Origin of the sequence: Paenibacillus sp. MMS18-CY102, assembly GCF_009789195.1 — a bacterium.
GTDB lineage: Bacteria > Bacillota > Bacilli > Paenibacillales > Paenibacillaceae > Paenibacillus_T.
The window spans coordinates 43,365-65,774 of sequence record NZ_WSTC01000021.1; the positions used below are offsets into that span (position 1 = coordinate 43,365).

A 22,410-nucleotide genomic window follows, 5' to 3' on the forward strand; every position below is an offset into this window, starting at 1 on the left:
CCACTAACTGAATAATAGCGGTAGACCATACAAAGTTCATAGGATAGGCTCCAATCTCAAGCTACATAAGCGTTAATCCATCCCAAAATGACGGGGCGTGTTTAGCTTCAATTGAATTTACTTTGAGGCTCTCACTGTCAATATCGAATGAGATTTTATATAAATCTTGAAGATCATCCTCATCGTGAAGCTCGTAGTAGCTTAGGATTGAGAACACAGGATGGAAACTGCCATTAGGGTGTTTTTCATAGTAGTATTCCACATCGACAACGCCGCGAGATATTCTCCAATAACCGAATGTGCCATATTGCTGCAACACATCGGAAAGCGTGCTTACGCCCGGTATAATTCCTTTGTTAGTTCGCAATATAAAATCCGGTTCAGGCTCACCGACTGCATCAAAAAGAGAGATGTCCCATTCATCGATGTAATCATTATCATCAAAATAGTAGCCAAAATTGGATGTCGTATAGTTAAACTCTGGACCATCTAAAAAGGTGTCGACATCTTTTCTGGAGTCTCCGAACCGCAGAAATGGCCTTTCATTTTTTCCAATGATGTTAAAATCATTCAGCGCAATAGGCTCCGCATTAAAATCAGGCAAGCGCGTAGGCGCCGTGAGCGGCAAGCTCGGCAGCAAGCTGCGATCACTTGGCTTTTCCCATTAAGTAAGCAATCGCATCATTGCCGCTGTAGTTGAGGCCTTGTGCAGCCGCAATAATTTTGGCAGCGCGTGATCGCGTAATAGGCGCATTTCTCACCTTAGGATGAGGGATGCCTAGCGCAGGAAGGTTGTCCTCACTAGCCAAAATGTAAGGAAGGTTCGTCCAATTATAGTTAGGGTCTTTGGTGTTAGGTTCTTCATTAAGATTATAAAATGGCCGGCATAGGGCGAGCAAAAACTCGGCCTCGGTTATAAGCTGGTCAGGCTTGAAGCTATGGTCTGCATAGCCTTTCATTACGCCTGTCATGATTGCCCATTGAACAAGCCGTTCTGCCCAATGACCTTTCACGTCGGTGGGCTCGGGGAGAAGAGTTCCCCAGTTCACTTCATTCGCCTCATCTTGGGCGGTTGCGCCCGCGGAGACAGCAAAACTAAATAACAGTGTAACAATCATAAGGCAAGAGAGAATGCGTTTGGCATCCATCATAAAGGTTCAATCCTTTCGGCTGGCATTGATTCCTCTAATAACGGTTGCGTAATGATTATTGTGTATACGGTTTTGTTAAAGATTGGCTAAAACTTATAACGGCTCCGCCCGATCCGCCGCATGCGTCACGCGATTGCGCCCGCCGCTCTTCGAGGCATATAGGGCTTGGTCCGCCTTGTGCAGCAGCGTCTCATCGGTATCCGACGGCGTAATCGTGGCTACGCCAATGCTGACGGTGACTTGGCAGCCGCCAAGCGTAGCTGCTTCGATCTGCGTTCGAAAACGCTCTGCGGCCAGCTTCGCATTGTCCCTTGTGCTATTCGGAGCAATAAGGACGAATTCTTCACCGCCATACCGCGCGACGATGTCGCTTCCCCGAGACATGGACTGGAGCAGGTGGGCTAGGCTAGACAGGACCGCATCGCCTACAGGATGCCCGTGTGTATCATTAATTGTTTTGAAATGGTCAATGTCGACAATCAAGAGCGAGAAGGGCTGCCGCGTTCGTTGGAACAAGGCGATATTGGTGAGCAACTGCTCTTGGAAAAACCGCCGGTTGCGAAGCCCTGTGAGCGGATCGGTTGATGCGAGCGCATCCAGCTGCTGGTTCAGCCTTAGCAATTCCTGCTGTTTGGACTCATATTCCGCATGCAGCAGCTCAAGCTTTTGATTCGCCTCGTTGGTCGCACGGTACAGCTCCTCTAGCTTGGTTTTGGTATGAAGAATATCTTTCTCATGCTCAATCCGCTTGCGCATCTCGACGACGACGCAATCGAAGGCCAGTTCCCCATCACGCTCCATCTGAACGCCGTTAAGAAGTACAGGAACATCCTGCTGGTCCAACGTCCGAAGGGAGAAATACATTTCCTTCACATGCCCATAGAGCTGAATATAGGGGTAGAAATAGGTGTGAAAAAATAGTTTGTTCGTCACGGACATCATCGTTTCGACATGTTGGCCGAGCAGTTGCTGGCTTTCATAGCCGAGCATCGCTGCTAATGTATGGTTAACCGATCGAATAACGCCGGTGCCTGTAATCGAAAAATAACCGCAAGGGGCATAGTCTAACTGAGTATCCATTTCCGCGAGCGCCTTTCTCCAGGGCCTACATGCAGGCCAGATATTGTTTGATGAGGCTTGTCGTTTCTTCGGGGTGGCTCAAGTGCGGATAGTGGCCCTTGGCCGCCATTTGCATCAGCGTACTATTCTTTAAGTGGGCGTGCAAATAGTTGCCGACCTCGATTGGCGCGATGCTGTCATCCGAGCATTGAAGAATAAGGGACGGAACCGAAGCTTGGGCGAGCTCCACCCGGCAATCCGATAGGAAAGTCACCTCTGCGAATTCCCTTGCGATATGCGGGTCTCTGGAGCAGAAGCTTCGTTCCAGCTCGCTGGTGAGCTCTTTTCGCTCGGGATTTTGCATAACGATTGGCGCTAAGTAGCTGGCCCAGCCGATGAAATTCATCTGCATCATTTGAAGCAGTTCTTCAATGTCTTGCTTATTAAAGCCTCCGTAATAATCGGGCAGGTCATTCATATAGCACGGCGATGGCCCGAGCATAATTAACCGTTCGAACAAATGCGGATGCTCGATCGAGGCGAGCATGCCGATCATGCTGCTGACCGAATGCCCGACGAAGATGGCGTTGCTTAGTTGCAAAGTGTTCATAATTTCAACAATATCTTGTGCATATCCCCGTAGGTTGTTGTATCGGCCCGTATGATAGAATTGAATCTGGGAGTCCCCAGAACCCACATAATCGAATAGGACAATCCGGTACTGGGCTTCAAAATGGGGGACGATATGCCGCCACATCGTCTGGTCACAGCCAAAACCGTGAGCGAACACAATAGCTTGCTCGCCTTGGCCCAGAACTTGTACATTATTGCGCTTTAAGTAGTTCGTTGTCATGGAGAGTCCTTTCTGGCGATTCCAGGCCGAATCAGCTTTTGTAATAGATTAGTGCCTATTATATCGGATTCACATGAATAATGGGCCATAGGGGAGAAACAATGCCGAAAATTAATCGTTTATATGCCCTAATGCTCGTCGTTGTTGCGGGATTTATCGGTTATGTGCTTTATAAAAATTTTGTCTATGACGCTGGGGCAAATGCCTTTCTTCAGCATAAGACGGGACGGGCGGTTCATCTTCCAGTATGGCTGAAAATTATGAACATCCATATTGGGGTGGCCATTCTGGCTATGCTGTGCGGCGCCCTTAACTTCCTGCCCAAGCTGCATGCCACCCATCGCAAGCTGCATCGGGCTAATGGCTATATGTACGTCACGTCCGTAATGCTAGTATCGCTGACCTCCGGCTACATGGCGCCATATTCGACAGGGGGCAAAGCGGTAAGTATCGCTTTTAACTTGCTCAATATCGTCTGGCCGGCCATGACGGTTATTGCGATTATGCGCATTCGCAAGAAACGCGTTCAAGCCCATCGCGAGTGGATGGTGCGCAGCTACGCGTATTGTTTCACGAATATGCTGATCCATCTAGTCACCTGCATGTTGCATAATGGGGCAGGTGTCGCCTATGTTACAAGTTATACGATTAGCGTGTATAGTTCGCTGATATTGCTTCCGTTAGCGGCGGAGGCTGTGAACCGGCAATGGCGCGTGATGAGGAGATAACCGGAGAGTGGTTCATAAAAAGCTGTAATCGAAGGCCGAAGGGCATATCGTTGCAGCTTTTTTTGGCGGTTCGAAAAAACGGTTGTTGACGGCTCTAATTAAGAATGATAATCTTTATCAATAAAAGAGCTTGGGGGCAGGCTCTACTATTTCTACATAACGATGGAGGTTAATCATCTTCAGATGATCTCCGTTGGCCTGAAGCCAATCGGCGCGCTGGACTATTTGCTGGATACGCCTGATCCTGCTTTCAAGGGGATTGAAAATGTAGGCACTGGCGAAGCGATTAACTATGAGAAAATTTTGGAGCTGCAGCCGGACCTGATCATTGCCGCTGACCTGGAGAAGGATGCTTACGACAAGCTGGCCAAAATCGCGCCAACAGTCGTGGTGCCTTGGATGGTCTACGACGTATTCGGCCATGTGAAAGAAATGGGCGAGATTCTAAACCGCCAAGCAGAGGCGGAAGCTTGGAAAACGCAGTTTGACGCGAAAATTCAAGCCGCGAAGGAGCAAATTATCGGCAAAATCGGCGAAGGCAAAACATTCGCCATCTACCGCGTCGATCCGAAGGAATTTTACGTATATGGCGTCCGCAACATTGGATTCACGCTGTATAAGGCGCTAGGCTTGCAAAGCCCGCCGCTTGTACAGAAGGAAATCGACAAGGACCCGAACTTCTGGGCAACGCCGATCTCGCTAGAGGTGCTGCCTGATTATGCGGCGGACTATGTCTTCCTTATTAAGCTGGATGGGGAAGAAGCGGCTGATCGGTTCGAGGAAATTAAGCAATCTAAGCTGTGGCAAAACCTGCCGGCTGTGAAGAATAACCATGTGTATGAAATCACGATGGACAAATGGCTGGGCTACACGCCGCATGACATTGAAGTGCAGCTGCAAGATGCAGTCCGGTTGTTGACGGAAGACGCACAATAAAGAGAAGAGGCCATAAGGCCCGATAGATAGGGATAGAAGTGGAATAAAAGAAGAGCTGGAGCAGAAAGCCGGTTAGGCGGACTGCTTCAGCTCTTTGGTATTTGTAAGGCCTAACGATTGGCGCTGGAGCCGGGCCAATAGGGCGGTCTCGCCAGTGATGGGGGCAGCTTCGTTGTTGCATCGCCTTTGGCCGCATTCACTTGAAACTGCGTGAGGAAGAGGCTGCCTTCCAGATTGGCGCCGCGCAAATCCGCATCGCGGAAATCTGCACCGATGAGATCGGCCCATCGGAGGTCAGCCTGCCGCAAGTCGGCCGCAATCAAGTAAGCGCCGCGCAGATTAGCTGACCGCAGATCGGCCCCCTTCAGGTTAGCGCCGATGAGGTCGGCGCCACGCCCGATTTTTTTGTTGCGGATCGGTGGAAGGTTATGCTGGCGAATGGCTGTCTCGCGTACAAGCTCAGCTGTCCGCAGCAGCAGGATGTTAACTTCGGCACGATGTGCCGCTACGTTGAGCTGTAAGATCGCTTCCGGGGCGAGCCTCGTTAACCGAGTCGTCTCGTCCAGCGCTGCTTGAAGCTCGGCATGGATGGCTGAAGCAGCCGGCAGGCCCAGCGCCTCGGCCAAATACCAGAGCAGCTCATGAAGCTGCCGCATGATCGGGAACACGCCGAATATCGTTTGTGCCGTCTCGGGGAACTGGCGCCAGTCACGCCCTTCGGAAGTGTATTGCGACAGATGTTGTCCCGCGCCAAAGCAGTCGTAGACCGTACAGCCGCGGAAACCACGGTCCCTTAATGTTGTATGGACGCCGCAGCGAAAGTTCGCTTGCAGATTCGGGCACGCTTGCCCGGCTTTCTTATCAATTGCAAAATCAGATGAGGCCGCAAAATCCAAAGCGACGCAGCATAAGCCAAAACAGCTTTCACAGTCCGCTTGTAGGGTGTTTGTATCGTAAGTCGTCATGGTGCGTAGTCCTCCCGCATTAGTTATGCAGTATTTATTTTACCATCTCGATTGAGAGGCTGAGCTTGTAATTGCCATAGGCGAGCACTTCGTCCAACAAAGCATTAAGCGCCGTACCGCTGCTTAAGCGAACGCGCATCCAGTAGCAGCCTTCGCCGCTGACGCGATGCACCTCAATGATTTCAGGGCGGGAGCGGGCGAATGCGAGGAAGCCTGTATGCGCGGTATTGGATTTCATGAAAACCGTCACGAATGCGAGGACGCTTTGCCCGATTTTGCCGGGATTCCACCGTAATGTATAGCCATCGATGACACCGAGGTCATGAAGCTTGCGTACACGTGCGCCAACCGCTTGCCCGGATAGATGGACGAGCTGCCCGATTTCCTTGTGGGAACGGAGAGAATTGTCTAATAAGCATTGTAAAATTTGCAGGTCGGTATCATCAAGCGTTAGATTCGCCATCTTCGTTTGTTTCCTTTCACTATGAAAGTAAATGCGGCGTGATGCATTCGCCAAGTCGTATGGCGGGGCCATCCCGTATGCTACTATAGTTATTGTAACAGAATTATCCATCTAATAGATCGGGGGCAATGATGATGAACATTCAACTGATTCGCCATGCGACGCTTGGCATTGAGTATGCGGGGGTTCGCTTCCTCGTCGATCCTATGTTCAGTGAAGCGGGTGTTAATCCGCCTATTATAAATACGGAGAATGATCGGCGCAATCCGCTTGTCCCGTTGCCGGGCAAGGTGGATGCGTGGTTCGCGCCCGATGCTATACTCGTGACGCATCTGCATGGCGACCATTGGGACGCGGCGGCGTCAGAGTCATTATCCAAGCCGGTTCCTTTGTTCTGCCAGCCGGGCGATCAGGAAACGTTCCGTACTGCAGGGTTTCAAAGTGTGATAGAGATTACGGAAGCATCCGTTGCCTACAATGGCGTAACGTTGACACGCACAGGCGGCCAGCACGGTACAGGCGAGATTGGACAGCGGATGGGGAAAGTGTCGGGCTTTGTCCTGCAAGCAGAGGGCCATCCAACCGTGTATATCGCAGGCGACACGATCTGGTGCGATGAGGTGCGTGAAGCGCTGGACCGCTATAAGCCGGATTTAACAATCGTGAATGCAGGCGGGGCGCGCTTCGTTATCGGGGACCCGATTACGATGGATGCGGATGATGTGGCCGCCGTATGCCGTTATGCACCCCATACGCAAGTTGCTGCTGTCCATATGGACGCAATTAATCACTGTTTAGTTACACGGCAACAGCTGCGCGAGCGGCTTGCGGCGGAACAATTGCTGGAGAACGTATTGATTCCCGAGGATGGTGAGTGGTTTGGCGGACGATAAGCGTGGCGATAACCTGGCCGGTGGCATTCTTATCTCAACGGACCCGAGCCTGCTTAACGTCGAGGAAGCTTATGATTATCTTCATAAGCACATGTACTGGGCTGCCAATCTGCAATTCGATGTGTTTCAGAAGGCAGTGCAACATTCAGCGGTTGTCGTGGCTGCTTATGATATGGAGGCTGATAAACGGCTTGCCGGCTTCGCGAGAGTCATCTCGGACCGTGCAACATTCGCTTATTTGGTTGATGTTTTCGTCGTTGCGGAGTACCGGGGGCAGGGCATATCGAAGCGGATGATGCATACGCTGATGGAGCATCCCGATTTGCAAGGCTTGCGGCGGTTTTTGCTCGTGACGAAGGATGCGCATGGCCTGTACGCCCAGTTTGGGTTCGAGCCATTGCAGGATGAGGGCAAGTGGATGCACATTTATAAGCCTTAAGCTTAAAAATGGCTATGAGCGAGCGCCGATTGCGGCGGCTGTTCATAGCCATTGCTTCGTTACATTTCGCGGCTGATCATGAGCTTATTGCCGTCCGGGTCTTTAATCACGAACCAGTGGCCATGTTCAATTCCGGTAACGAGCTCTACGCCGATGGATTTTGCAAATTGCAGTGCCCCCTCCAGGTCATCAGTTGGGAACACGCAAGCGGGCGTCTCGATTGGGGGCGCTCCCTCTGGACGGTCGCCTCCCCACTTGGGCATCGTATCCAAGATGACTCCCGTGCCTTGCATGGGCAACGGGCAAAGGTGGCCGGCTATAATCGGGCAATCGAGCTCTTGGATGCCGAGCAGCCGACAGTACCAACTGCGGGCTTTCTCGATGTCACGAACAGGCAAAAACACGCTGCCTACTTTATTTTTAATGGGATTGGCACTGGGCTGCGTTGTCCGGGCAGTGGAAGCTGGAGATTGTTCGATCACGGTTTTTCCTCCCTTTATGAATGAATTGCGTATACAATTATACTACCAGAAAATAACTGAAATGGGTGTGGTGTTTGTATGGACATCGCTGTAATAGCCGGTGTGATCAGTATCATCGTTTCCTTTATTGTAGCACTTGTAATGGGGCAAGCTTTTGATGGGGATGCCGATGGCAGTGTGCTGGCGTTGCTTGGCTTGATCTCGATCCAGTTAAGCGCCATTACAGGAATTTTGGTTAGCCTGTATGCCCGAATTAGGAAAAAGCAAAAGCAAGATGAGAGAAGAGAGGCAAGATAACAGCGTGGTTCCGCTTGGCAGGCATGGATGCCTGGAGCGGGACTTTTTTTACAATAAAAAAACCTTCGGTGCCGTATCCGAAGGTTTACGGAACGATTATATTTTAAGAAGAATAGCCATTGCGGAGCAGGTCCTCGCGAATGTTTTGCGTGTATTGCATGATGATGGTTTTCGCCTCTTGGTAGTTTCCTGCTTCCAGCTTTTTATAAATCTCCTCGTATAGTTGGCGGCCGGTGTAGGGGCGATTGGAGCCTTTGGTCAGGCGGTAGGTGACGACGTAGAACAGCAGCTTGTCTTTGTACAGGTTGAACGTCTCGATAATAAAACGATTCTGAACCGCTGCAAGCAGTGTGTGCATAAACATTAGGCCATGCTCGTAATAAACACGGTACTGCTGCTGTTCGCTTGCGAGCACCATTTGGCCATAATGATGGCGCAGCGTGTCCAGATCAAGTTCATAGGACTCGTTGTCCATACGATCAAGCGCGTACGAATACAGTGCACTTAACAGGTCAAATATATCGTATAAATCTTTGATGTCGACACCTTTGACAAGAATGCCCCGTTTGTAAAGCGTCTGTACGAAGCCTTCCTTCTCAAGCAGGGAAATCGCAGCCCGGATGGGCGTTCTGCTCATGCCAAGCTTGCTCGCCAGATCGGTTTCAGAGAAGAGATCGCCGGGGAGATAGGCGCCATTAAGCAGCTGTTGGCGAATGGATTGGTAAGCGACATCAACGAGTGGCAAATCGGACATAAGAATGTAGCTCCTCTATTGAATTTAGAACAGGTGAAGCATGTAATACCACATAGTATATAGGGAATTACCAATGATTAGCAATAAAGAGAAGGTCCCATTCAGGCAGTGGGTAATATGAATGTTTATTCTATTTGACAGTGACTATCATTTTGTATACACTTCCATTATGGAAATAAAACGATGGAGGTTATGGCGTTGGATAAAAAGAACAACAGGAAGCTTATCGTTCTCGGCTTGATCATTGGCATTATTTTTTCCGAGCTAGACGAGACAGTGGTCAGCACGGCTATGCCGACGATTATCCGCGACCTGAACGGGCTGTCGCTGTATGGCTGGGTGGCGGGCATCTACATGCTGACGATGACGTCGTTCATGCCGATTCTCGGCAAGCTGGCGGATTTGTATGGGCGCAAGAAGATTTATTTGCTAAGCATGGGGCTGTTTATTGCAGGTTCGGTTATTAGCGGGTTTGCAACATCGATGCCTGTGCTTTTATTTGGCCGGGGCATACAAGGGATCGGCGCAGGCGGGCTGATGCCGCTTGCCATGGTCATATTCGGGGACTTATTCACCGTAGAGGAACGCGCCAAGACGCAGGGCGTATTCGGCGCAATCTTCTTTATTCCGCAGCTGCTAGGCCCGCTGATCGGGGGCTATTTGACAGAGCATATTTCGTGGCATTGGATCTTCTGGGTCAACATTCCGGTGGGCGTGCTGGCAGCGGCCGTATTATCTGCGGGCTTGACGGAGTCCAAGGGGAACAAGGATGCAAGCATCGACTGGGCAGGCGCTTTGCTGTTGGTAGCAGCCATAGTATCGCTGTTGATTACGCCAGTGCTGCATGAGACGGAGCATTACGCATGGAACTCCGGAGTTCTGATCTCGTTGTGGGTGCTTGGTGCTGTCTTGCTTGTCCTATTTGTACTCGTGGAGCGTAAGGCGAAGGAACCGATTCTCCCGATGCATTTGTTTAAGAACCATACGTTTGTGGTGTTATCTTTGATTGTATTCACGCTCGTTATTGGCATTATGGGATCGTTCGCGTCGTTCCCGTTCTTTGCACAAAACGTACTAGACCTGTCGCCAATCGCTTCCGGTTATATCACGTTGCCGCTAATGGTTGGCGCGATCGGGGCGAGCATCGTGTCCGGGCGGTTAATGACGAAGATTCCTTATCGGACGATCTTTATCGTGTCCATGCTGCTGCCGGCAATTGCGTTCTTCTTGTTGGCAGGGATCGACGCGCATACGCAAATTTATGTGATCTGCATCTATTTTGTAATCCTTGGGCTCGGTTTCGGGGTGTTGTTCAACAACAACCTGATTGTGCAAGAGTCCGTGGCCAAAGAAAACAGCGGCATCGCATTGACGTCAGTCACCTTGTTCCAGTCGTTTGGCTTAACAATTGGCGTGAGCATATTCGGCAGCCTGCTTGCTTCTAACATCACGTCGGGCATTGGGAAGCTGGCTAGCACGCTGCCTGCCGAAACGGCGGGCCAGCTTGGCGAATCCGCACAGGGCGGCATTCCAGCAGGGCTTGATTCTTCCTTGGTAGAGCAAATCAAAACGATATTCGCTGATGCGTTCCAGAATCTCTATTGGGTATCCTTCGTCTTCGCTCTTATTGTCGTGGGCATCTGCTTCTTCTTGAAACGGGAGGTGCTGTCCACCAAGTCCGAGGAGAACGAAGCTGGTGCAGCAGCGATATCTCTCGATAAGGGAGGCCATTAGTGGCCGCAGAGCAGTCTGGGAAGCCTGAACCGGCGAAGCTTGGACTGCGTGAGAAGAAGAAGCAGAAGACGCGGATGACGTTGCAGCATCAAGCGATGAGGCTGTTTCGGGAGCAAGGGTACCATGCAACGACGATTGAGCAGATTGCCGAAGCGAGCGAGATTTCGCCGAGCACGTTTTTTCGGTATTTTGCGACGAAGGAAGCGTTGGTGCTGGAGGACGAGTATGACCCGATATTAGTGAAAGTTTTTCGGGAGCAGCTAGTTGGGTTGAACCCGATTCAAGCGATGCGGGCGACGATTCGCGAAATCTTCTCTTCCTTAAGGGAAGAGGAACGGGCTGCGCTCCATGACAGGATGACGCTGAGCATTTCTGTCCCTGAGCTGCGTGCCGCTTCGTTAATCCAGATGAATGAGTCGTTGCAGCTGATCGCGGATCTCGTTGCCGAGCGCTTAAATCGCCCGCGCGATGACTTCGAAGTATTCACCTTCGCAGGCTCCGTGTTCGGCGTCGTGATGGCGGGCCAGCTCTACTGCTTGAACCACCCAGAGGCTGATTTCTTTACTACAATCGATCGCATGCTCGGGCATCTAGAGGGCGGGCTTCCGTTGATGGGGCAGCTCGAGTAAGCAACGCGGCTGGTCCGGCGTGCGAAGTAGTGTCGCCCATTGCAGAATGTGCAATGAGAAAGGCGCGAAAAGCTCTAATTTGTCTAAAAAGCGCGATGTGCACCAGTTGGCATTGTATAGAATGCAATGGGAAGGTACGCAGAGGCTGGTGGATGGAGGGGTCATTGTACAAATTGCAATGGGAGCTCCGTGGCCGGGGTGACATGCGATGAGGCTCGCCATTAAATTCATAGTGTGCTCATGCGCTTTATCCGATGGAAAGGGTGTAGCGTTCTAAAGCGAAGCCACAAGGGTTGAAAGAAATAGCGCTAGGACAGAAGGCAGCCATGAAGGCTGCCTTTTGCTGCGTTACATACGGCAAGCACGCCAGATTTGACGAGAGGCGGCAAGCGCTAATGCACCACACAACTCCTCATGTACGATGGGGAGACACGTGCTGGCAGAGCCAACAGGCTACTTAGTAACGGTCCATAATCAGCTGCGTTTTGAGCGAATCCTGCGCAAGGAACCAGCCTTTATTTTGCAAATACGCAATCAGTTCATCATGCTTCGAGGAAGCAGTGGTTGCGCTTGCCGTTTTGAACGAGGCTTCGACGACATATTCCGTACCCGTGCCTGCTGCGTTCAAGATCGGCCATACTTCGATATACAGCTGCAGTCCGCTCCACGTGCCGATGGAACGTTTGGCAAGGACGGGACCGTAATAGCGGGAGGTTTGCAGCATGCTGGTGCCCCAGCCGCTATAGAGCCAATTGTTGAATTTGTCAGGCGCGTTATTGACCATTAGGCTTCTTGCATCCGATAGTGATGGCAGATCCATGCCGCTGTAGCCAGATTTGCTGCCGCTTTTGGTTCGGGTAATGCTTAGTGTCTTGTTCTGGTAGCCCCATTCGACTTGCGCTTCGTAATTCGTATCGCCGGAATCAAAGCCTTCGTTGTTCGCTTGTGTTAATGCAGCAGTAATATCGCCGTTAGCAATTGCGTAGCGTTTCTTATAGCTCAGTTCGAAGTCGGATTCGCCTTCCATCTTGCGGATTCGGGTGCTCCATCCGTTCGAGTAGATGTTCTTGGCGTTCGTGTCGAGAAATGCGACGTTCATCTTGGTAACGGTAGTGGGCATTGAGAAGGTTGTCAGTACAGTGCTCGTTAGCTTAAAGTCCGAGCCCAGCACGGCACTCGGGTTCATCAGAAGTTTGACTTCATAATCGGGTACCATGTTCGATGCGGCGTGTGCCGTGGCGGGCTGGAAGCCTGCGCCGGAGAGGAGGGCGGTACCTAGTGTAGCGACGAGTGTGGCGGTGGTGAGCAAGCGTTTGAGCATAACGTAATAAACTCCCTTTCGCTTAAGAAATTAGATTTCCTACGTAGCGTAAGGGGAGAATGTTAGCGAATCATTAGGGACAGCTATAGTGTTTGTAAATCGAAAACAGGCGGAGTAGCCTTATACGCTTAATCCTAATTTCGCTATTAGAAAATCACCATGTTCGATTTTCATCGTATTCTTCTCTTGATTAAAATGCCAGCCTTGTTCGATGGCATATTTAATTAAAAGTTCACAGTTTTTCGGTTTATGATAATTAAAGTGCCAACTGCCTTGCCATGTGAAAACCACTTCAAATAACGAATTTTTTAATGAATATACTCTAAGGCTAACAAATTCATTGCTAGGTATTTCATTAATGATGCAACGGAATAAGGAACCATTGACCATCATTTTTTTTTAGTTGTTTTACGAAATGGTTTCAATTAATCACCTTCATAATAAAGTCGAGTTGTCATTCGTCCCAGTCGATTTCCTCACATTTATTAAATATAGTTTCAAAGTCACTTTTAATTATTAGATGTTTTATTACTTCCTCAATGCGGTTACGGCTACATTCATCCACCAGAATCATGTCACTTCCCCAAAAATAATGCCCATGCAGGCATTCACCAGTATGTTTGTTTTTTTCAGCTAGTGTTTGTATGTTTCTATAGGTGAAGAAGGAAGCAATCCACCGTGCGCCATCTTCAAAAGTAACGATGGCATTTGTATTATCATCATGGATGTTCCATTCTCCTTCTGCCCATTGTTCAGCCTCAATCCAAATGGAATACGGCATTTTTTGCATAAACAACTCTATGTGCCCTCCTATTCTTCGCTCAGCTCATGCAGTTCAAAAGCATGCACATACTGCGCAATGATATCTTCGACCGCTTTAAGCTCTCCGCTTATGGCTTGGTGAATGGCTTGCAGACCCGTGTCCTGTAGCTGCTTGCGCAAGGTGTCGCGTTTTACGGCCAGCATTTCGTGAAACGCCAGTGCTCGCCCGCGCCGGAAGGTTTGGGCTGCCAGGCGCCCCTCGCGTCCGCCGTGGCCTCCGCGCCTGCGGTGCTCGCTGTCACGTTCGTTGCCATTTGGCAAAGCGGAGCTTGTTTCGTTGGATTCATTTTGGCTCATCGAATCGCCTCCTTATTATTGTATACAAAAGTATACACTTGGCGTATGCAAATGCATACAACCAATATTTCTCTTTTGGGAAATTATAGTTGCTATTTGGTTCGTAAAATGGCATTTTTAATAGACATGAGAGAGTCACCTAATGAGAGGGGAACAGAACATGGGCCAAATTAAACTTATTCTATTTGATCTCGATGATACGCTTGTTCACTTTGATGATTATTGGGAGACGAGCATGAAGGAAGCTTTTGCGAAGCATGATTTTACGAGAGCGATGGATACGAATCGCGTATACGAGATTTTCCGTGAAATCGATCTTCGTCTCGTGCAGCAGCTTGATTCCCAGCAGATTACGATTGAGCAATTTCGAATTAGGCGGTTTGTTGAATGCATGGAGCAAGTGGGCGAAGTGGTTGACGAGGCAACCGCAATTGACTTTGAACTGTTCTACCAGTCGATTGCGAAGAAAAATATGAAGCCAAACGAAGCAGTCAATAAGCTCATTGGGGAGCTACAACGTGAGTATCGCGTAGGGGCATTGACCAACGGAAGCGAGGGCTGGCAGTTGGATAAGCTGGAGGCGATCGGGCTCAACGAGGTCATCTCGGAAGAGACGTTGTTTATATCCGGCAGGATCGGGCATGAGAAGCCGAGCCCCGAAATTTATATTCATGTTGTGCAAACGGCCGGCGTTCAACCAGATGAGGTACTTGTCGTCGGTGATTCCTGGGCCAATGATGTGGCGGGTCCAATTGGGCAAGGGATGCAGGCGGTTTGGATGAATAAAAAACAGCAGAAAGCGCCCACTGGCCCTTCCGCACCGCAGCCGCTGGCGGTCATTACTGATTTGGAGGAGCTTCGCGGGCTGTTATTGTTGCCTTAGTCACGATATATAACTCGAAAAAGCTGTCTCATCTGACGATGAGGCAGCTTTCTTTTGTCATTCTCACCAACGAATCAAAGCTTCGCATTATCCACGGCAGGGTCCCGGAATACCGTCGATTGCAGTACTCCGATTGCATCAGAAATTTGCTGCAGCTGATCGCTGGATAAACCGTGCAGGCGTTGCTGGAACTTTACGTCCATCTGGCCAAAAGCTTCGTTCATAAACGCTTGTCCTTCGGAGGTAAGGCGGATTAGCTGTTTGCGCTTGTCGCCTGCGTCGCTGTATCTTTCACATAAGCCTTTGTCTGTAAGCTTGCGCAGCTCACGGCTGGCGTTAGGCATGGATAGGTGCTTGCAGTCGCTGATTTCGCTTAGCGTTGTAAGCTGCTGGACCGCAATATATTCTAGAATGCCATATTGGACGGGCGTAATGTCCCCCATCGGGATGTCTTTTGAAAATTCGTGCTGGCTTTCATGGACGGCTGTCAGGAATGCGACCATTTGATGAAATAGCGTGCTCTTGTCCAATGGGATCACCTCTTACTGCTACGATACCAAATCGGTTATCAAATAACAATTATCATTTGACAACTATATAATAACCGTGCTACGATTTAATTATCAAATGATAACAAAAGAGGTGGCGCTATGAAGACGCTAATTATTTACACGCATCCGACTCACGAGAGCTTAAGCTACGCTTTTCTGCAGAAGACGATTGAGGGCATCGGCGAAAATCCGAACAGCGGCGAGATGCAGGTGTTGGATTTGTACGCTGAAGGGTTCAATCCGCTATTAGTGTTTAATGAAAACAAACGCAGGCGGGATATGCACAAGGACCCTGAGCTGGAGCGTTATCGGGAACAGCTGCTCTGGGCGGACCGGATTGTAATGATTTATCCCATCTGGTGGGGGCGTCCGCCGGCCATGCTGCTCGGGTACATCGACCAGTTGTTTGCATCCAATTTTGCATATCGCGATACTGGCGGGCTGCTGGCGGAGGGTTTGTTGAAAGGAAAAACGGCCGTTTGCATCTCGGTAATGAAAGGACCGGCGTTTTATCCGCTATACTGGCTGAACAATGCACATAAGGTGCTGATGCGCAAAGCGCTTTTCCGCTGGGTCGGCATCAAGAAAGTGAAGTTCTTCGAGTTCGGCGGCATGGAGAAGAAGAATGGGCGGCAGGCGGAGAAGCTGAACAAGGTGCAACGGTATTTTCGGACGGCTAGGGCGTGATCGTGTAGGTGTATACGGCAACGGGATTTGGAGAGGGGGCTCCTTCATTATTTTTTGATAAAGAATGGCGGATGTTCTCCCTACAGCACTTTGATTTCTATAAAATGGAATGAGTGCTGAAGCAAGCGTGTTACAACGCATGTGGGGAGGGGCAAATGGGCATGTGGAGATGGATACGGAGGATTGTGCTTTATGCACTGGCGATTGCCGTTCTGCTAGCTGGCGTGGGCGCAGTGTACCAATGGTACGGCTCGAAGCAAGATAAGAAAACCTTCCAGCCTGCTGGCAAGCTGTATGAGGTGAAGGGGCGAAAGATGCATTTGTACACGGGCGGTACAGGGGATGTTACGGCCGTATTTGCATCGGGCTGGGGCACGGCGAGCCCTTATGCGGATTTTTCTACGCTGTATGGAGGGTTAGAGCCGCATGTGAAGGTAGCGGTCTATGACCGGTTCGGTTACGGGTTCAGCGATTCTTCGGGCGGCGTGAAGCGGGATATCGATACGATAACGGATGAAATCCATGAACTGCTAGCGGTTTCGGGACAAAAGCCTCCATATATCCTCATCGGCCACTCGCTTGGCTCTTTGGAGATGATTCGATATGCGCAGCGCTTCCCTAAGGAGGTGAAGGGGCTGCTGATGATTGATGGCGGCAGCCCTGAATATTATGCCGCGTCTCCAGGCTATACCGTGATTCCAGCGGTGTATCGGACTTTGCGGGTGACCGGGGCGCTGCGGACGCTGTACCGGTTCCACGGCTTCGCCGCATGGGCAAACAGCGAGAATAATGGCGAGCTGCTGCTGCCCAATGGGATGAAGAAGATCAGCAAGACGGCGATGCTGCTCAAGGCTGGCAATCGTGACATGACCGATGAAATGCGGCAGAGCACGAACAACGCCAAGATTGTTTTGGCAGGGCCTAAGCCGTTGCAAGCGCCGATGACCGTACTGACGGCTGATTATTTGGGCAAGCTGAGTGAGGATGCGGACTGGCAGGACAGCCAAGCGGCGCTCCCATCCTGGTCGGTTAGCGGGAAGCAGTTGATCGTAAAGGATAGTTCGCACTATATTCACGGCTACCAACCGGATGTGGTGGTGCGGGAGCTGTTGAAGCTGGCGGGTGAGTAGAGCGGGTGGTTAAAAGAGAAGAGCTTCAAGCAGCTATGGTGGCTGTTTGAGGCTCTTTGGCATGCGAGGGCAGTGTTAGCCGAATAGGGGAGAAAAACCTGTCCTATTGGTGGAAAAGCGGGCGAAGGAGAGGAATAGGAAAAGGCTGTCGAAATTCTCGACAGCCTAAGCTAACGGGAAGCTCCTTCAGTCTTAGCGGCCAAAGAGGCTTACTCCTCGAAATCATTTAACTCCACCTCGTGCCAATACAGCTCCGATAAAATCGGCGGGTAGGACATCGGGGTTATCCATTCGTAATCGCCGTCTAGCATTAGTTCGCCGAGAAGCACATTGTTAGCGGGGTCAGCTTGGAGCTTCCATTTGCCGCTCGCCATCGCCTTATCTGCTTCAACTAGGGCGAGCGCTTCTAGGAAGGGCACTTCCTCGCCCTTTTTCTGTTCTATGGTTGCGAGCTGAGCTTCATATTGCTGGCGGGCCTGCTTCATGTCGACGGCATACTCTGAATCCCACACTTCTTCGAATACGAAGCCCTTTAGTTCATGTTGGATGACAAGATCGCGGAACTCATCGGTAACATAGAGTTTTACCGGCTTCTCGGGTATCCGGAAGATCGGGTTGTGCATAACTTTATCTAACTGAAAGTGGACGCTGTTAAATCCAGATATTTCGCCGGAACAGGCGTCATATTTAAATGTCGTGCGGCCATAGTCGAGCGCAGCTACGACGTTGGTAACATTAATCAACGCAATTTCAATGTCTGAAATCTCACTGTGATCAATTTCAAGCACCTCCGCATAGGGAGCAATCAGTGGCCCGATAACGGTTTGAGCTTGCTTGGAGAAGATTAGGGCCCCAGAAGCAAGGTTAGGGAAGTCCTCTTCTTGTCCAATCCGCTGTACTTTTAATTTAATTGGTTCATACGAGGAAGCAAGTGGTTTGCCTCTGAAGTTTTCATCAAAAATATTGTCTTTTTCAGTGCAAACGGTAAGTAAAGTCGACTTCGCAGAACGCCAAAGCTCCCAGACCTTCATTTCTCAACACCCCAAATTCGTATATTTTTTTAAAAAATGTGCCCTAGCCAGCGTACGCTGTAGCGCTCCCGGCTAGTAGTGCTGCCAAAGCAGCTGCTACAGGCAGGATTCTCTTTCTTTTGCCCATGGTTGATTCGCCGCCTTATAATAATTTTTTCCATAATAGAATAATCGTAATATTATCACCTGATTTAGTAAATTTCAATATAAAAAATAGGTTCACATATAAATTTATTAGCCAAAAAAATCAATTTTATCTATTGACAGCATGAAAAAAACCTTATTTTGATATTAAATTATGCGTTTTTGTGTTTAGTTATAAGTGAACTTTGCTTTGTAGTCTACGCCATTTTCAGAATTAATCTCGATCTTGCCACTGCCTACAATACTTCCATTGTGGTATAGCTTTAACTCAATGGTGCTTTTGACAGCAAATTTTGGCGGGTTTCCTTCTTCTAGCGGTGACCAGTAAACCGTGTTTCCCGGTACAATGGTGGCGTCACTGTCCAGAAACGTTACCTTGGAATCTGGAGGGGCCCACAATAGCAGCCGTCCAGACGAGGCATGCAGCCTAACGCTATCCGCGCCTTTGCTGTCGATCATGATCGGGAATCCAGGCGCGTTGCTCATTAAAGTGGAGAAGCGGCCAAACGGGAACTCGACATTGGGCTTAACAGGAATAGGCGATCCGTCAGCCGCATACGCCGTAAGGATCAAGCTTTGAACGAGCCTAGGGGGCTGCTCTTTATGATTCAAAAACGGTGGAGCCGCAAGCGCGATAAGCATGATAAGGAAGCAAGCTGCGGCAATTACAGCGAATCTCTTTTGAACCGTAAACCGATGCTTTTGGGAGGCTGTGGACACTGACAAGACGTTCTGCAGCATTTTTTCTTTTGTTTTGTCATCTAGCTTGATCGTATTCATTTGACTTACATAGTTATCTTGAAAGGCCATTATTCCACCCCCCCTATCATCTTCGTTTTTAGCAGCTCTTTCGCGCGTTTGAGCTGTGTTCGAACCGTCCCCTCTTTCAGGCTTAAGAGCTCAGCAATTTCATTGCATTGGTAGCCCTCAAAATAATAAAGATGAATAACAAGCCTATACTTTCTAGGGAGCGTAAGGACGAAGGATACGACGTCTAATTGATCATCAGACGTAATGGAATAAAGATCATCGGCAACAGGAAGAAACCATCGTTTCCACGGGCTTTTGATTGCATCTTTGCATGTATTTATCGTGACTCGGATGACCCAAGCCTTCTCGTGCTCCGTATCATTGAAATCGCGCATGTTCTTAAAAAGCTTTATATAAACGTCTTGGCATACGTCTTGCGCATCCTGCAGATTGCGCAGATAGGTAAGCGACAGGCGGTAGATCATATCCCCATAGGTATGGATTAAGTTTGAGATATACGCATGACTGCTGCTAGTGCTGGCGTCCATTGTGCCCCTCCTTTGCACCTAACACGTTTACAAACTCAAATTTGTTTCAAAATGTTTCTAAATTTAAAAATTTATTTAGAAGACGCGCGAACAAACCGCCCCGAACGGTGTTCAGAAGCGGCCAATCGTGGCAGCTGTTGCACTTTGTGCAATGAAAGTCGCCGTTACGACCACATGCGTTTGTCGCGTTTTTACAATACTTGCCTGCGGCAGCGAGCTATACTAACAGCAAGCAGGTTGCCTGGGCGAGCTGCACAGTTTGGAAGCGGGATGGAGGGCCATTATGGCATTAACAGAACTGAAATATGAGGTATACATTGGAGCGTCGCAAGAGGAGGTATGGAGCATTTTTACCGTACCTGAGAAAACCAAGACGATCTTCTTCGGCAGCGAATTCCGTTCGACTAACGAGGTGGGTGCACCGTATCAATATGTTGGGCCAGGCAATGACGGCGACGAGACGGTGCATGTGTATGGCACGGTGCTTGCTTACGAACCGAATCGCTTGATGAGTTATACGGAGCATCCGGGACCCTCCTATCGGGAAAATCACGCCGAGCTGGAAACCCGCATTACGCTAACGCTAGAGACGGTTGGCGGCTGTACCAAGCTGACATTGGTGAACGACCAATGGCCTGACGGCCACCCGTCTTACGAGAGCACCCAGCAGAGCTGGCCAATGATTCTTAGCAATATCAAAACATTCGCCGAGTCAGGCAAATCGCTGGACTTTGGCTGGTAAGCCTCAAGATTTACGCATAAAAATAGCCGGGAAGGGTCATCCGCAGCAGGCGGATGGCCTTTCTCGACTTGTCGATTCGATGCTCTGTTAGAGAGGATGGCTGAACGTGGCACAATTGATCAAAATCGGGCTCTTCTCGACCATTGCCCAAGTGACAATCCGAACGCTTCGGCATTATGACGATTTGGGGCTGTTGAAGCCCGCCCATATTGATCCAGATACGAGCTACCGCTACTATACATTCGATCAGCTTATTCGGCTCAATCAGATTCAAGCGTTCAAAGACATGGGGCTCGGGCTTGACCAAATTGCGGGCTTGCTCAATGAGCGGCAGCCGATTGCCGACACAATTGCAACTATACAAGCGAAGAAAAAGGAGCTGGCTCGGGATATTCAAGAAAAGCATGAGCAACTAATCCGGCTGGAGGCGCGGCTGCATAGGCTGAGTACGCTAGAAGCCCCTCCGAGGTACGAGGTTGTCCTGAAGCAGGTGCCGTCCCTGCATCTGGCTGCCCTTCGGCAAATTGTGCCAACGGCGCAAGACATGCCTGCGTATCGTTGCCGTATGTTTGCCGAGCTGGAGGAATGGCTAAGGGGGCAGGCTTACGAGGTGCAGCAGGAATATGTGTTGTACCACATGGCGGAGTTTGTGGAGACGGATTTTGATATCGAGGCGGCGGTTGCTGTAAATCCACCGAAGGCAAAGGCCGCCGCCAATGCCAAGGGGATATCCACCAGCGCGGAAACGAGCGCAAAGGTGCCGGAAGCGATCCGCCTTTACAGGCTGCCAAGTGCATCACTGGTCGCAAGCGTCGTTCACCAAGGGGCGTTCATGGATGTGAAGCACGCCCTATTGGAACTTTTCGACTGGATGGGCATGAACGGTTATTCGCCTGTTGGTCCCGTACGGGAGCTTCATCTGTTCGGCCGGGAGAACGAATGCGCTGATCCGGATAATGTCATCGTTGAGCTGCAGGTGCCGATTGCTGCCAATGAGGGAGTAAGCCGTTAAACATGCTGGAGGCCAAACCGTTGCCGGTACCATTGCAGTGTCTGGCGCATCGCTTCGCGATGGGGCGTAACCTGATGCTCGGGGAAGACCGCCATAAACTTGCTATGGTCCATAATAAAAGGCTGTTCGAACTCATACATAATCTCTTTGAATTCTTTCATGATCGGCATGGCCAGCGCTAGCAGGTTCACGCCAGTCCGGGAGAAACTGCGCACTTTGCGGACAGCGCCCAATTCTTCGAACATCACCTGGAGGAGCTGCCGCGTCGCCAATGTATTGGCGCTTGGGATATGCCACGCCTCGCCCAGCGCCCGGTCTTCTTGCCCGAGCGTGATGAGCCCCCTCGCAAAATCGCCAATATACGTGTACGTATGCGGCATATCACAATTGCCCAACGCCTCGACTGGTTTGCCCTGCAGGGCAAACTTGAACACGCGTTCCCCCATCCACGACTGGAGCACGCCGGGACCGTAGAAGTCGGCAGCCCGTCCGATTGCAACTCGTATCTTCCCTTCATGATGGTCTTGCAGCAGCTTGCTTGCCATTGCTGCGCGCGTCCTCCCTTTAGGCCCGGCTGCCCGATTGGGCAGTGTCTCCTTCATCGGGCCGTCCACTTGGCCATACATATAAAGATTATCTGCAACGACAAGCTTGGCATCAACGGCCATCGCGCCTTCCATAATTGCGCTAGTGAGCGCAGGGAATTCCTTTGGCCACTTCGTATAGCCCGGTTGTGCGCAGTGGTAGACGACGGATGCCCCTTTACAAGCTTGAATCGCAAAATGCGGGTCGGACAGGTCGCCTTTGGCCACAGCGACATGTGCAGGCAAGCCCGAACCCTCCGGCAAGCTGCCGCTTCGGCTTACGAGCCGAACGTTGGCCTCTCCGCGTTGCAGCAGTTCCCTTGCAATGGCAGTGCCGACGGCACCTGCACCCATAATGACATGAGCGTTCGAACCTTGTTTGCCCATCATTTTATCCCCCTTGAATGCTTGATGGCCTTAGCATATTGTCTTCCGTAACGAGAGAGTCAAGGGGGCATTTGCAACAGGATTAACGGTTCTATTATGATGGTTGAAGGAAAAGCAGAACCGACTGCAAGGGGGAGC

28 protein-coding genes are annotated in these 22,410 nt (G+C 50.3%); 12 read left to right on the forward strand and 16 right to left on the reverse strand.

Annotated features, from left to right (window positions below):
• Positions 1-61: 61 nt before the first annotated feature.
• The 4 genes from GON22_RS16385 to GON22_RS16400 all read right to left on the reverse strand — a co-directional run bounded on the left by GON22_RS16385 (position 62) and on the right by GON22_RS16400 (position 3,063).
• The gene (locus GON22_RS16385) at positions 62-640 is read right to left on the reverse strand and encodes a hypothetical protein (RefSeq protein WP_160397181.1); all 579 of its coding nucleotides are present in this window, start codon (positions 638-640) and stop codon (positions 62-64) included.
• 7 nt (positions 641-647) lie between these two features.
• A complete protein-coding gene (locus GON22_RS16390) occupies positions 648-1,151 on the reverse strand; it encodes an S-layer homology domain-containing protein (protein ID WP_160397182.1) in 504 nt (167 codons plus the stop codon).
• 93 nt (positions 1,152-1,244) lie between these two features.
• The gene (locus tag GON22_RS16395; RefSeq protein ID WP_160397183.1) at positions 1,245-2,231 is read right to left on the reverse strand and encodes a sensor domain-containing diguanylate cyclase; all 987 of its coding nucleotides are present in this window, start codon (positions 2,229-2,231) and stop codon (positions 1,245-1,247) included.
• A gap of 25 nt (positions 2,232-2,256) precedes the next feature.
• Complete coding sequence (locus tag GON22_RS16400) at positions 2,257-3,063, reverse strand: alpha/beta fold hydrolase (protein WP_160397184.1); 807 nt, start codon at positions 3,061-3,063, stop codon at positions 2,257-2,259.
• Between the two features lie 101 nt (positions 3,064-3,164).
• Between GON22_RS16400 and GON22_RS16405 the strand changes: the two genes are divergently transcribed.
• Complete coding sequence (locus GON22_RS16405; RefSeq protein WP_160397185.1) at positions 3,165-3,791, forward strand: DUF2306 domain-containing protein; 627 nt, start codon at positions 3,165-3,167, stop codon at positions 3,789-3,791.
• 183 nt (positions 3,792-3,974) lie between these two features.
• Complete coding sequence (locus GON22_RS16410) at positions 3,975-4,727, forward strand: ABC transporter substrate-binding protein (RefSeq protein ID WP_237179195.1); 753 nt, start codon at positions 3,975-3,977, stop codon at positions 4,725-4,727.
• Between the two features lie 110 nt (positions 4,728-4,837).
• Here the strand turns inward: GON22_RS16410 and GON22_RS16415 are convergent, their stop codons facing one another.
• Together GON22_RS16415 and GON22_RS16420 are read right to left on the reverse strand one after the other, a co-directional pair.
• The gene (locus GON22_RS16415) at positions 4,838-5,692 is read right to left on the reverse strand and encodes a pentapeptide repeat-containing protein (protein ID WP_160397186.1); all 855 of its coding nucleotides are present in this window, start codon (positions 5,690-5,692) and stop codon (positions 4,838-4,840) included.
• A gap of 34 nt (positions 5,693-5,726) precedes the next feature.
• Positions 5,727-6,155, reverse strand: coding sequence for an Lrp/AsnC family transcriptional regulator (locus GON22_RS16420; protein ID WP_160397187.1), 429 nt, complete (start codon positions 6,153-6,155; stop codon positions 5,727-5,729).
• Positions 6,156-6,289: 134 nt separating this feature from the next.
• Here GON22_RS16420 and GON22_RS16425 point away from each other — a divergent pair, with 134 nt between their 5' ends.
• Together GON22_RS16425 and GON22_RS16430 are read left to right on the forward strand one after the other, a co-directional pair.
• Complete coding sequence (locus GON22_RS16425) at positions 6,290-7,048, forward strand: MBL fold metallo-hydrolase (RefSeq protein WP_160397188.1); 759 nt, start codon at positions 6,290-6,292, stop codon at positions 7,046-7,048.
• Positions 7,035-7,487 (forward strand): GNAT family N-acetyltransferase, encoded by a 453-nt coding sequence (locus tag GON22_RS16430; RefSeq protein ID WP_237179196.1) that lies wholly within the window; start codon positions 7,035-7,037, stop codon positions 7,485-7,487. Before GON22_RS16425 ends, GON22_RS16430 begins: the two co-directional genes overlap by 14 nt.
• A gap of 59 nt (positions 7,488-7,546) precedes the next feature.
• Here the strand turns inward: GON22_RS16430 and GON22_RS16435 are convergent, their stop codons facing one another.
• Positions 7,547-7,969: a VOC family protein gene (locus tag GON22_RS16435; RefSeq protein ID WP_160397190.1), complete on the reverse strand. Its 423-nt coding sequence runs from the start codon at positions 7,967-7,969 to the stop codon at positions 7,547-7,549.
• Between the two features lie 78 nt (positions 7,970-8,047).
• Here GON22_RS16435 and GON22_RS16440 point away from each other — a divergent pair, with 78 nt between their 5' ends.
• Positions 8,048-8,266, forward strand: a complete 219-nt coding sequence (locus GON22_RS16440) for a hypothetical protein (protein WP_160397191.1) — start codon at positions 8,048-8,050, stop codon at positions 8,264-8,266.
• 103 nt (positions 8,267-8,369) lie between these two features.
• Here GON22_RS16440 and GON22_RS16445 read toward each other — a convergent pair whose 3' ends face one another.
• Positions 8,370-9,020 carry a GntR family transcriptional regulator gene (locus tag GON22_RS16445; protein ID WP_160397192.1) on the reverse strand — a complete coding sequence of 217 codons (651 nt, stop codon included), beginning with the start codon at positions 9,018-9,020 and terminating at the stop codon, positions 8,370-8,372.
• Positions 9,021-9,212: 192 nt separating this feature from the next.
• On the opposite strand from GON22_RS16445, the gene GON22_RS16450 reads away from it, so the two are divergent.
• Positions 9,213-10,754 carry an MDR family MFS transporter gene (locus tag GON22_RS16450; RefSeq protein ID WP_202113270.1) on the forward strand — a complete coding sequence of 514 codons (1,542 nt, stop codon included), beginning with the start codon at positions 9,213-9,215 and terminating at the stop codon, positions 10,752-10,754.
• Positions 10,754-11,383 carry an acyl-CoA-like ligand-binding transcription factor gene (locus GON22_RS16455; RefSeq protein ID WP_160397194.1) on the forward strand — a complete coding sequence of 210 codons (630 nt, stop codon included), beginning with the start codon at positions 10,754-10,756 and terminating at the stop codon, positions 11,381-11,383. Before GON22_RS16450 ends, GON22_RS16455 begins: the two co-directional genes overlap by 1 nt.
• A gap of 457 nt (positions 11,384-11,840) precedes the next feature.
• Here the strand turns inward: GON22_RS16455 and GON22_RS16460 are convergent, their stop codons facing one another.
• The 3 genes from GON22_RS16460 to GON22_RS16470 form a co-directional block, all read right to left on the reverse strand.
• On the reverse strand, positions 11,841-12,704 hold the full coding sequence (locus GON22_RS16460; RefSeq protein ID WP_160397195.1) for a hypothetical protein: 864 nt from the start codon (positions 12,702-12,704) through the stop codon (positions 11,841-11,843).
• Positions 12,705-13,158: 454 nt separating this feature from the next.
• Positions 13,159-13,494: a hypothetical protein gene (locus GON22_RS16465; protein WP_160397235.1), complete on the reverse strand. Its 336-nt coding sequence runs from the start codon at positions 13,492-13,494 to the stop codon at positions 13,159-13,161.
• A gap of 20 nt (positions 13,495-13,514) precedes the next feature.
• Complete coding sequence (locus GON22_RS16470) at positions 13,515-13,823, reverse strand: 2-keto-3-deoxygluconate kinase (protein ID WP_160397196.1); 309 nt, start codon at positions 13,821-13,823, stop codon at positions 13,515-13,517.
• 160 nt (positions 13,824-13,983) lie between these two features.
• Here GON22_RS16470 and GON22_RS16475 point away from each other — a divergent pair, with 160 nt between their 5' ends.
• The gene (locus GON22_RS16475) at positions 13,984-14,706 is read left to right on the forward strand and encodes an HAD family hydrolase (protein ID WP_160397197.1); all 723 of its coding nucleotides are present in this window, start codon (positions 13,984-13,986) and stop codon (positions 14,704-14,706) included.
• A 74-nt stretch (positions 14,707-14,780) separates the two neighbouring features.
• Here the strand turns inward: GON22_RS16475 and GON22_RS16480 are convergent, their stop codons facing one another.
• Entirely contained in the window at positions 14,781-15,245 is a 465-nt protein-coding gene (locus tag GON22_RS16480) for a MarR family winged helix-turn-helix transcriptional regulator (RefSeq protein ID WP_336604326.1), read from the reverse strand.
• A 111-nt stretch (positions 15,246-15,356) separates the two neighbouring features.
• On the opposite strand from GON22_RS16480, the gene GON22_RS16485 reads away from it, so the two are divergent.
• Both GON22_RS16485 and GON22_RS16490 read left to right on the forward strand, forming a co-directional pair.
• The gene (locus GON22_RS16485; RefSeq protein ID WP_160397198.1) at positions 15,357-15,944 is read left to right on the forward strand and encodes an NAD(P)H-dependent oxidoreductase; all 588 of its coding nucleotides are present in this window, start codon (positions 15,357-15,359) and stop codon (positions 15,942-15,944) included.
• Positions 15,945-16,105: 161 nt separating this feature from the next.
• A complete protein-coding gene (locus tag GON22_RS16490; RefSeq protein ID WP_160397199.1) occupies positions 16,106-17,074 on the forward strand; it encodes an alpha/beta hydrolase in 969 nt (322 codons plus the stop codon).
• Positions 17,075-17,283: 209 nt separating this feature from the next.
• Here the strand turns inward: GON22_RS16490 and GON22_RS16495 are convergent, their stop codons facing one another.
• From GON22_RS16495 to GON22_RS16505, 3 genes are all read right to left on the reverse strand, one after another.
• Positions 17,284-18,105 (reverse strand): imm11 family protein, encoded by an 822-nt coding sequence (locus tag GON22_RS16495; RefSeq protein ID WP_160397200.1) that lies wholly within the window; start codon positions 18,103-18,105, stop codon positions 17,284-17,286.
• Between the two features lie 312 nt (positions 18,106-18,417).
• On the reverse strand, positions 18,418-19,059 hold the full coding sequence (locus GON22_RS16500) for a hypothetical protein (protein WP_160397201.1): 642 nt from the start codon (positions 19,057-19,059) through the stop codon (positions 18,418-18,420).
• Complete coding sequence (locus tag GON22_RS16505) at positions 19,059-19,547, reverse strand: sigma-70 family RNA polymerase sigma factor (protein ID WP_160397202.1); 489 nt, start codon at positions 19,545-19,547, stop codon at positions 19,059-19,061. The genes GON22_RS16500 and GON22_RS16505 overlap by 1 nt, the downstream gene beginning before the upstream one ends.
• A gap of 283 nt (positions 19,548-19,830) precedes the next feature.
• Between GON22_RS16505 and GON22_RS16510 the strand changes: the two genes are divergently transcribed.
• Together GON22_RS16510 and GON22_RS16515 are read left to right on the forward strand one after the other, a co-directional pair.
• Positions 19,831-20,289, forward strand: a complete 459-nt coding sequence (locus GON22_RS16510; RefSeq protein ID WP_160397203.1) for an SRPBCC domain-containing protein — start codon at positions 19,831-19,833, stop codon at positions 20,287-20,289.
• Positions 20,290-20,395: 106 nt separating this feature from the next.
• The gene (locus GON22_RS16515) at positions 20,396-21,301 is read left to right on the forward strand and encodes a MerR family transcriptional regulator (RefSeq protein WP_160397204.1); all 906 of its coding nucleotides are present in this window, start codon (positions 20,396-20,398) and stop codon (positions 21,299-21,301) included.
• On the opposite strand, the gene GON22_RS16520 is transcribed toward GON22_RS16515, so the two are convergent.
• Positions 21,298-22,275: an NAD-dependent epimerase/dehydratase family protein gene (locus GON22_RS16520; RefSeq protein WP_237179198.1), complete on the reverse strand. Its 978-nt coding sequence runs from the start codon at positions 22,273-22,275 to the stop codon at positions 21,298-21,300. The genes GON22_RS16515 and GON22_RS16520 overlap by 4 nt on opposite strands.
• Positions 22,276-22,410: the final 135 nt, after the last annotated feature.

What these genes read in the sequence shown, in the direction of transcription:
- GON22_RS16390 (WP_160397182.1), bottom strand. Translation starts at nt 1,151, where the DNA reads ATGATGGATGCCAAACGCATTCTCTCTTGCCTTATGATTGTTACACTG.
- GON22_RS16395 (WP_160397183.1), bottom strand. Translation starts at nt 2,231, where the DNA reads ATGGATACTCAGTTAGACTATGCCCCTTGCGGTTATTTTTCGATTACA.
- GON22_RS16400 (WP_160397184.1), bottom strand. Translation starts at nt 3,063, where the DNA reads ATGACAACGAACTACTTAAAGCGCAATAATGTACAAGTTCTGGGCCAA.
- GON22_RS16405 (WP_160397185.1), top strand. Translation starts at nt 3,165, where the DNA reads ATGCCGAAAATTAATCGTTTATATGCCCTAATGCTCGTCGTTGTTGCG.
- GON22_RS16410 (WP_237179195.1), top strand. Translation starts at nt 3,975, where the DNA reads ATGATCTCCGTTGGCCTGAAGCCAATCGGCGCGCTGGACTATTTGCTG.
- GON22_RS16415 (WP_160397186.1), bottom strand. Translation starts at nt 5,692, where the DNA reads ATGACGACTTACGATACAAACACCCTACAAGCGGACTGTGAAAGCTGT.
- GON22_RS16420 (WP_160397187.1), bottom strand. Translation starts at nt 6,155, where the DNA reads ATGGCGAATCTAACGCTTGATGATACCGACCTGCAAATTTTACAATGC.
- GON22_RS16425 (WP_160397188.1), top strand. Translation starts at nt 6,290, where the DNA reads ATGAACATTCAACTGATTCGCCATGCGACGCTTGGCATTGAGTATGCG.
- GON22_RS16440 (WP_160397191.1), top strand. Translation starts at nt 8,048, where the DNA reads ATGGACATCGCTGTAATAGCCGGTGTGATCAGTATCATCGTTTCCTTT.
- GON22_RS16445 (WP_160397192.1), bottom strand. Translation starts at nt 9,020, where the DNA reads ATGTCCGATTTGCCACTCGTTGATGTCGCTTACCAATCCATTCGCCAA.
- GON22_RS16450 (WP_202113270.1), top strand. Translation starts at nt 9,213, where the DNA reads ATGGCGTTGGATAAAAAGAACAACAGGAAGCTTATCGTTCTCGGCTTG.
- GON22_RS16460 (WP_160397195.1), bottom strand. Translation starts at nt 12,704, where the DNA reads ATGCTCAAACGCTTGCTCACCACCGCCACACTCGTCGCTACACTAGGT.
- GON22_RS16465 (WP_160397235.1), bottom strand. Translation starts at nt 13,494, where the DNA reads ATGCAAAAAATGCCGTATTCCATTTGGATTGAGGCTGAACAATGGGCA.
- GON22_RS16470 (WP_160397196.1), bottom strand. Translation starts at nt 13,823, where the DNA reads ATGAGCCAAAATGAATCCAACGAAACAAGCTCCGCTTTGCCAAATGGC.
- GON22_RS16475 (WP_160397197.1), top strand. Translation starts at nt 13,984, where the DNA reads ATGGGCCAAATTAAACTTATTCTATTTGATCTCGATGATACGCTTGTT.
- GON22_RS16485 (WP_160397198.1), top strand. Translation starts at nt 15,357, where the DNA reads ATGAAGACGCTAATTATTTACACGCATCCGACTCACGAGAGCTTAAGC.
- GON22_RS16490 (WP_160397199.1), top strand. Translation starts at nt 16,106, where the DNA reads ATGTGGAGATGGATACGGAGGATTGTGCTTTATGCACTGGCGATTGCC.
- GON22_RS16495 (WP_160397200.1), bottom strand. Translation starts at nt 18,105, where the DNA reads ATGAAGGTCTGGGAGCTTTGGCGTTCTGCGAAGTCGACTTTACTTACC.
- GON22_RS16500 (WP_160397201.1), bottom strand. Translation starts at nt 19,059, where the DNA reads ATGGCCTTTCAAGATAACTATGTAAGTCAAATGAATACGATCAAGCTA.
- GON22_RS16505 (WP_160397202.1), bottom strand. Translation starts at nt 19,547, where the DNA reads ATGGACGCCAGCACTAGCAGCAGTCATGCGTATATCTCAAACTTAATC.
- GON22_RS16510 (WP_160397203.1), top strand. Translation starts at nt 19,831, where the DNA reads ATGGCATTAACAGAACTGAAATATGAGGTATACATTGGAGCGTCGCAA.
- GON22_RS16520 (WP_237179198.1), bottom strand. Translation starts at nt 22,275, where the DNA reads ATGATGGGCAAACAAGGTTCGAACGCTCATGTCATTATGGGTGCAGGT.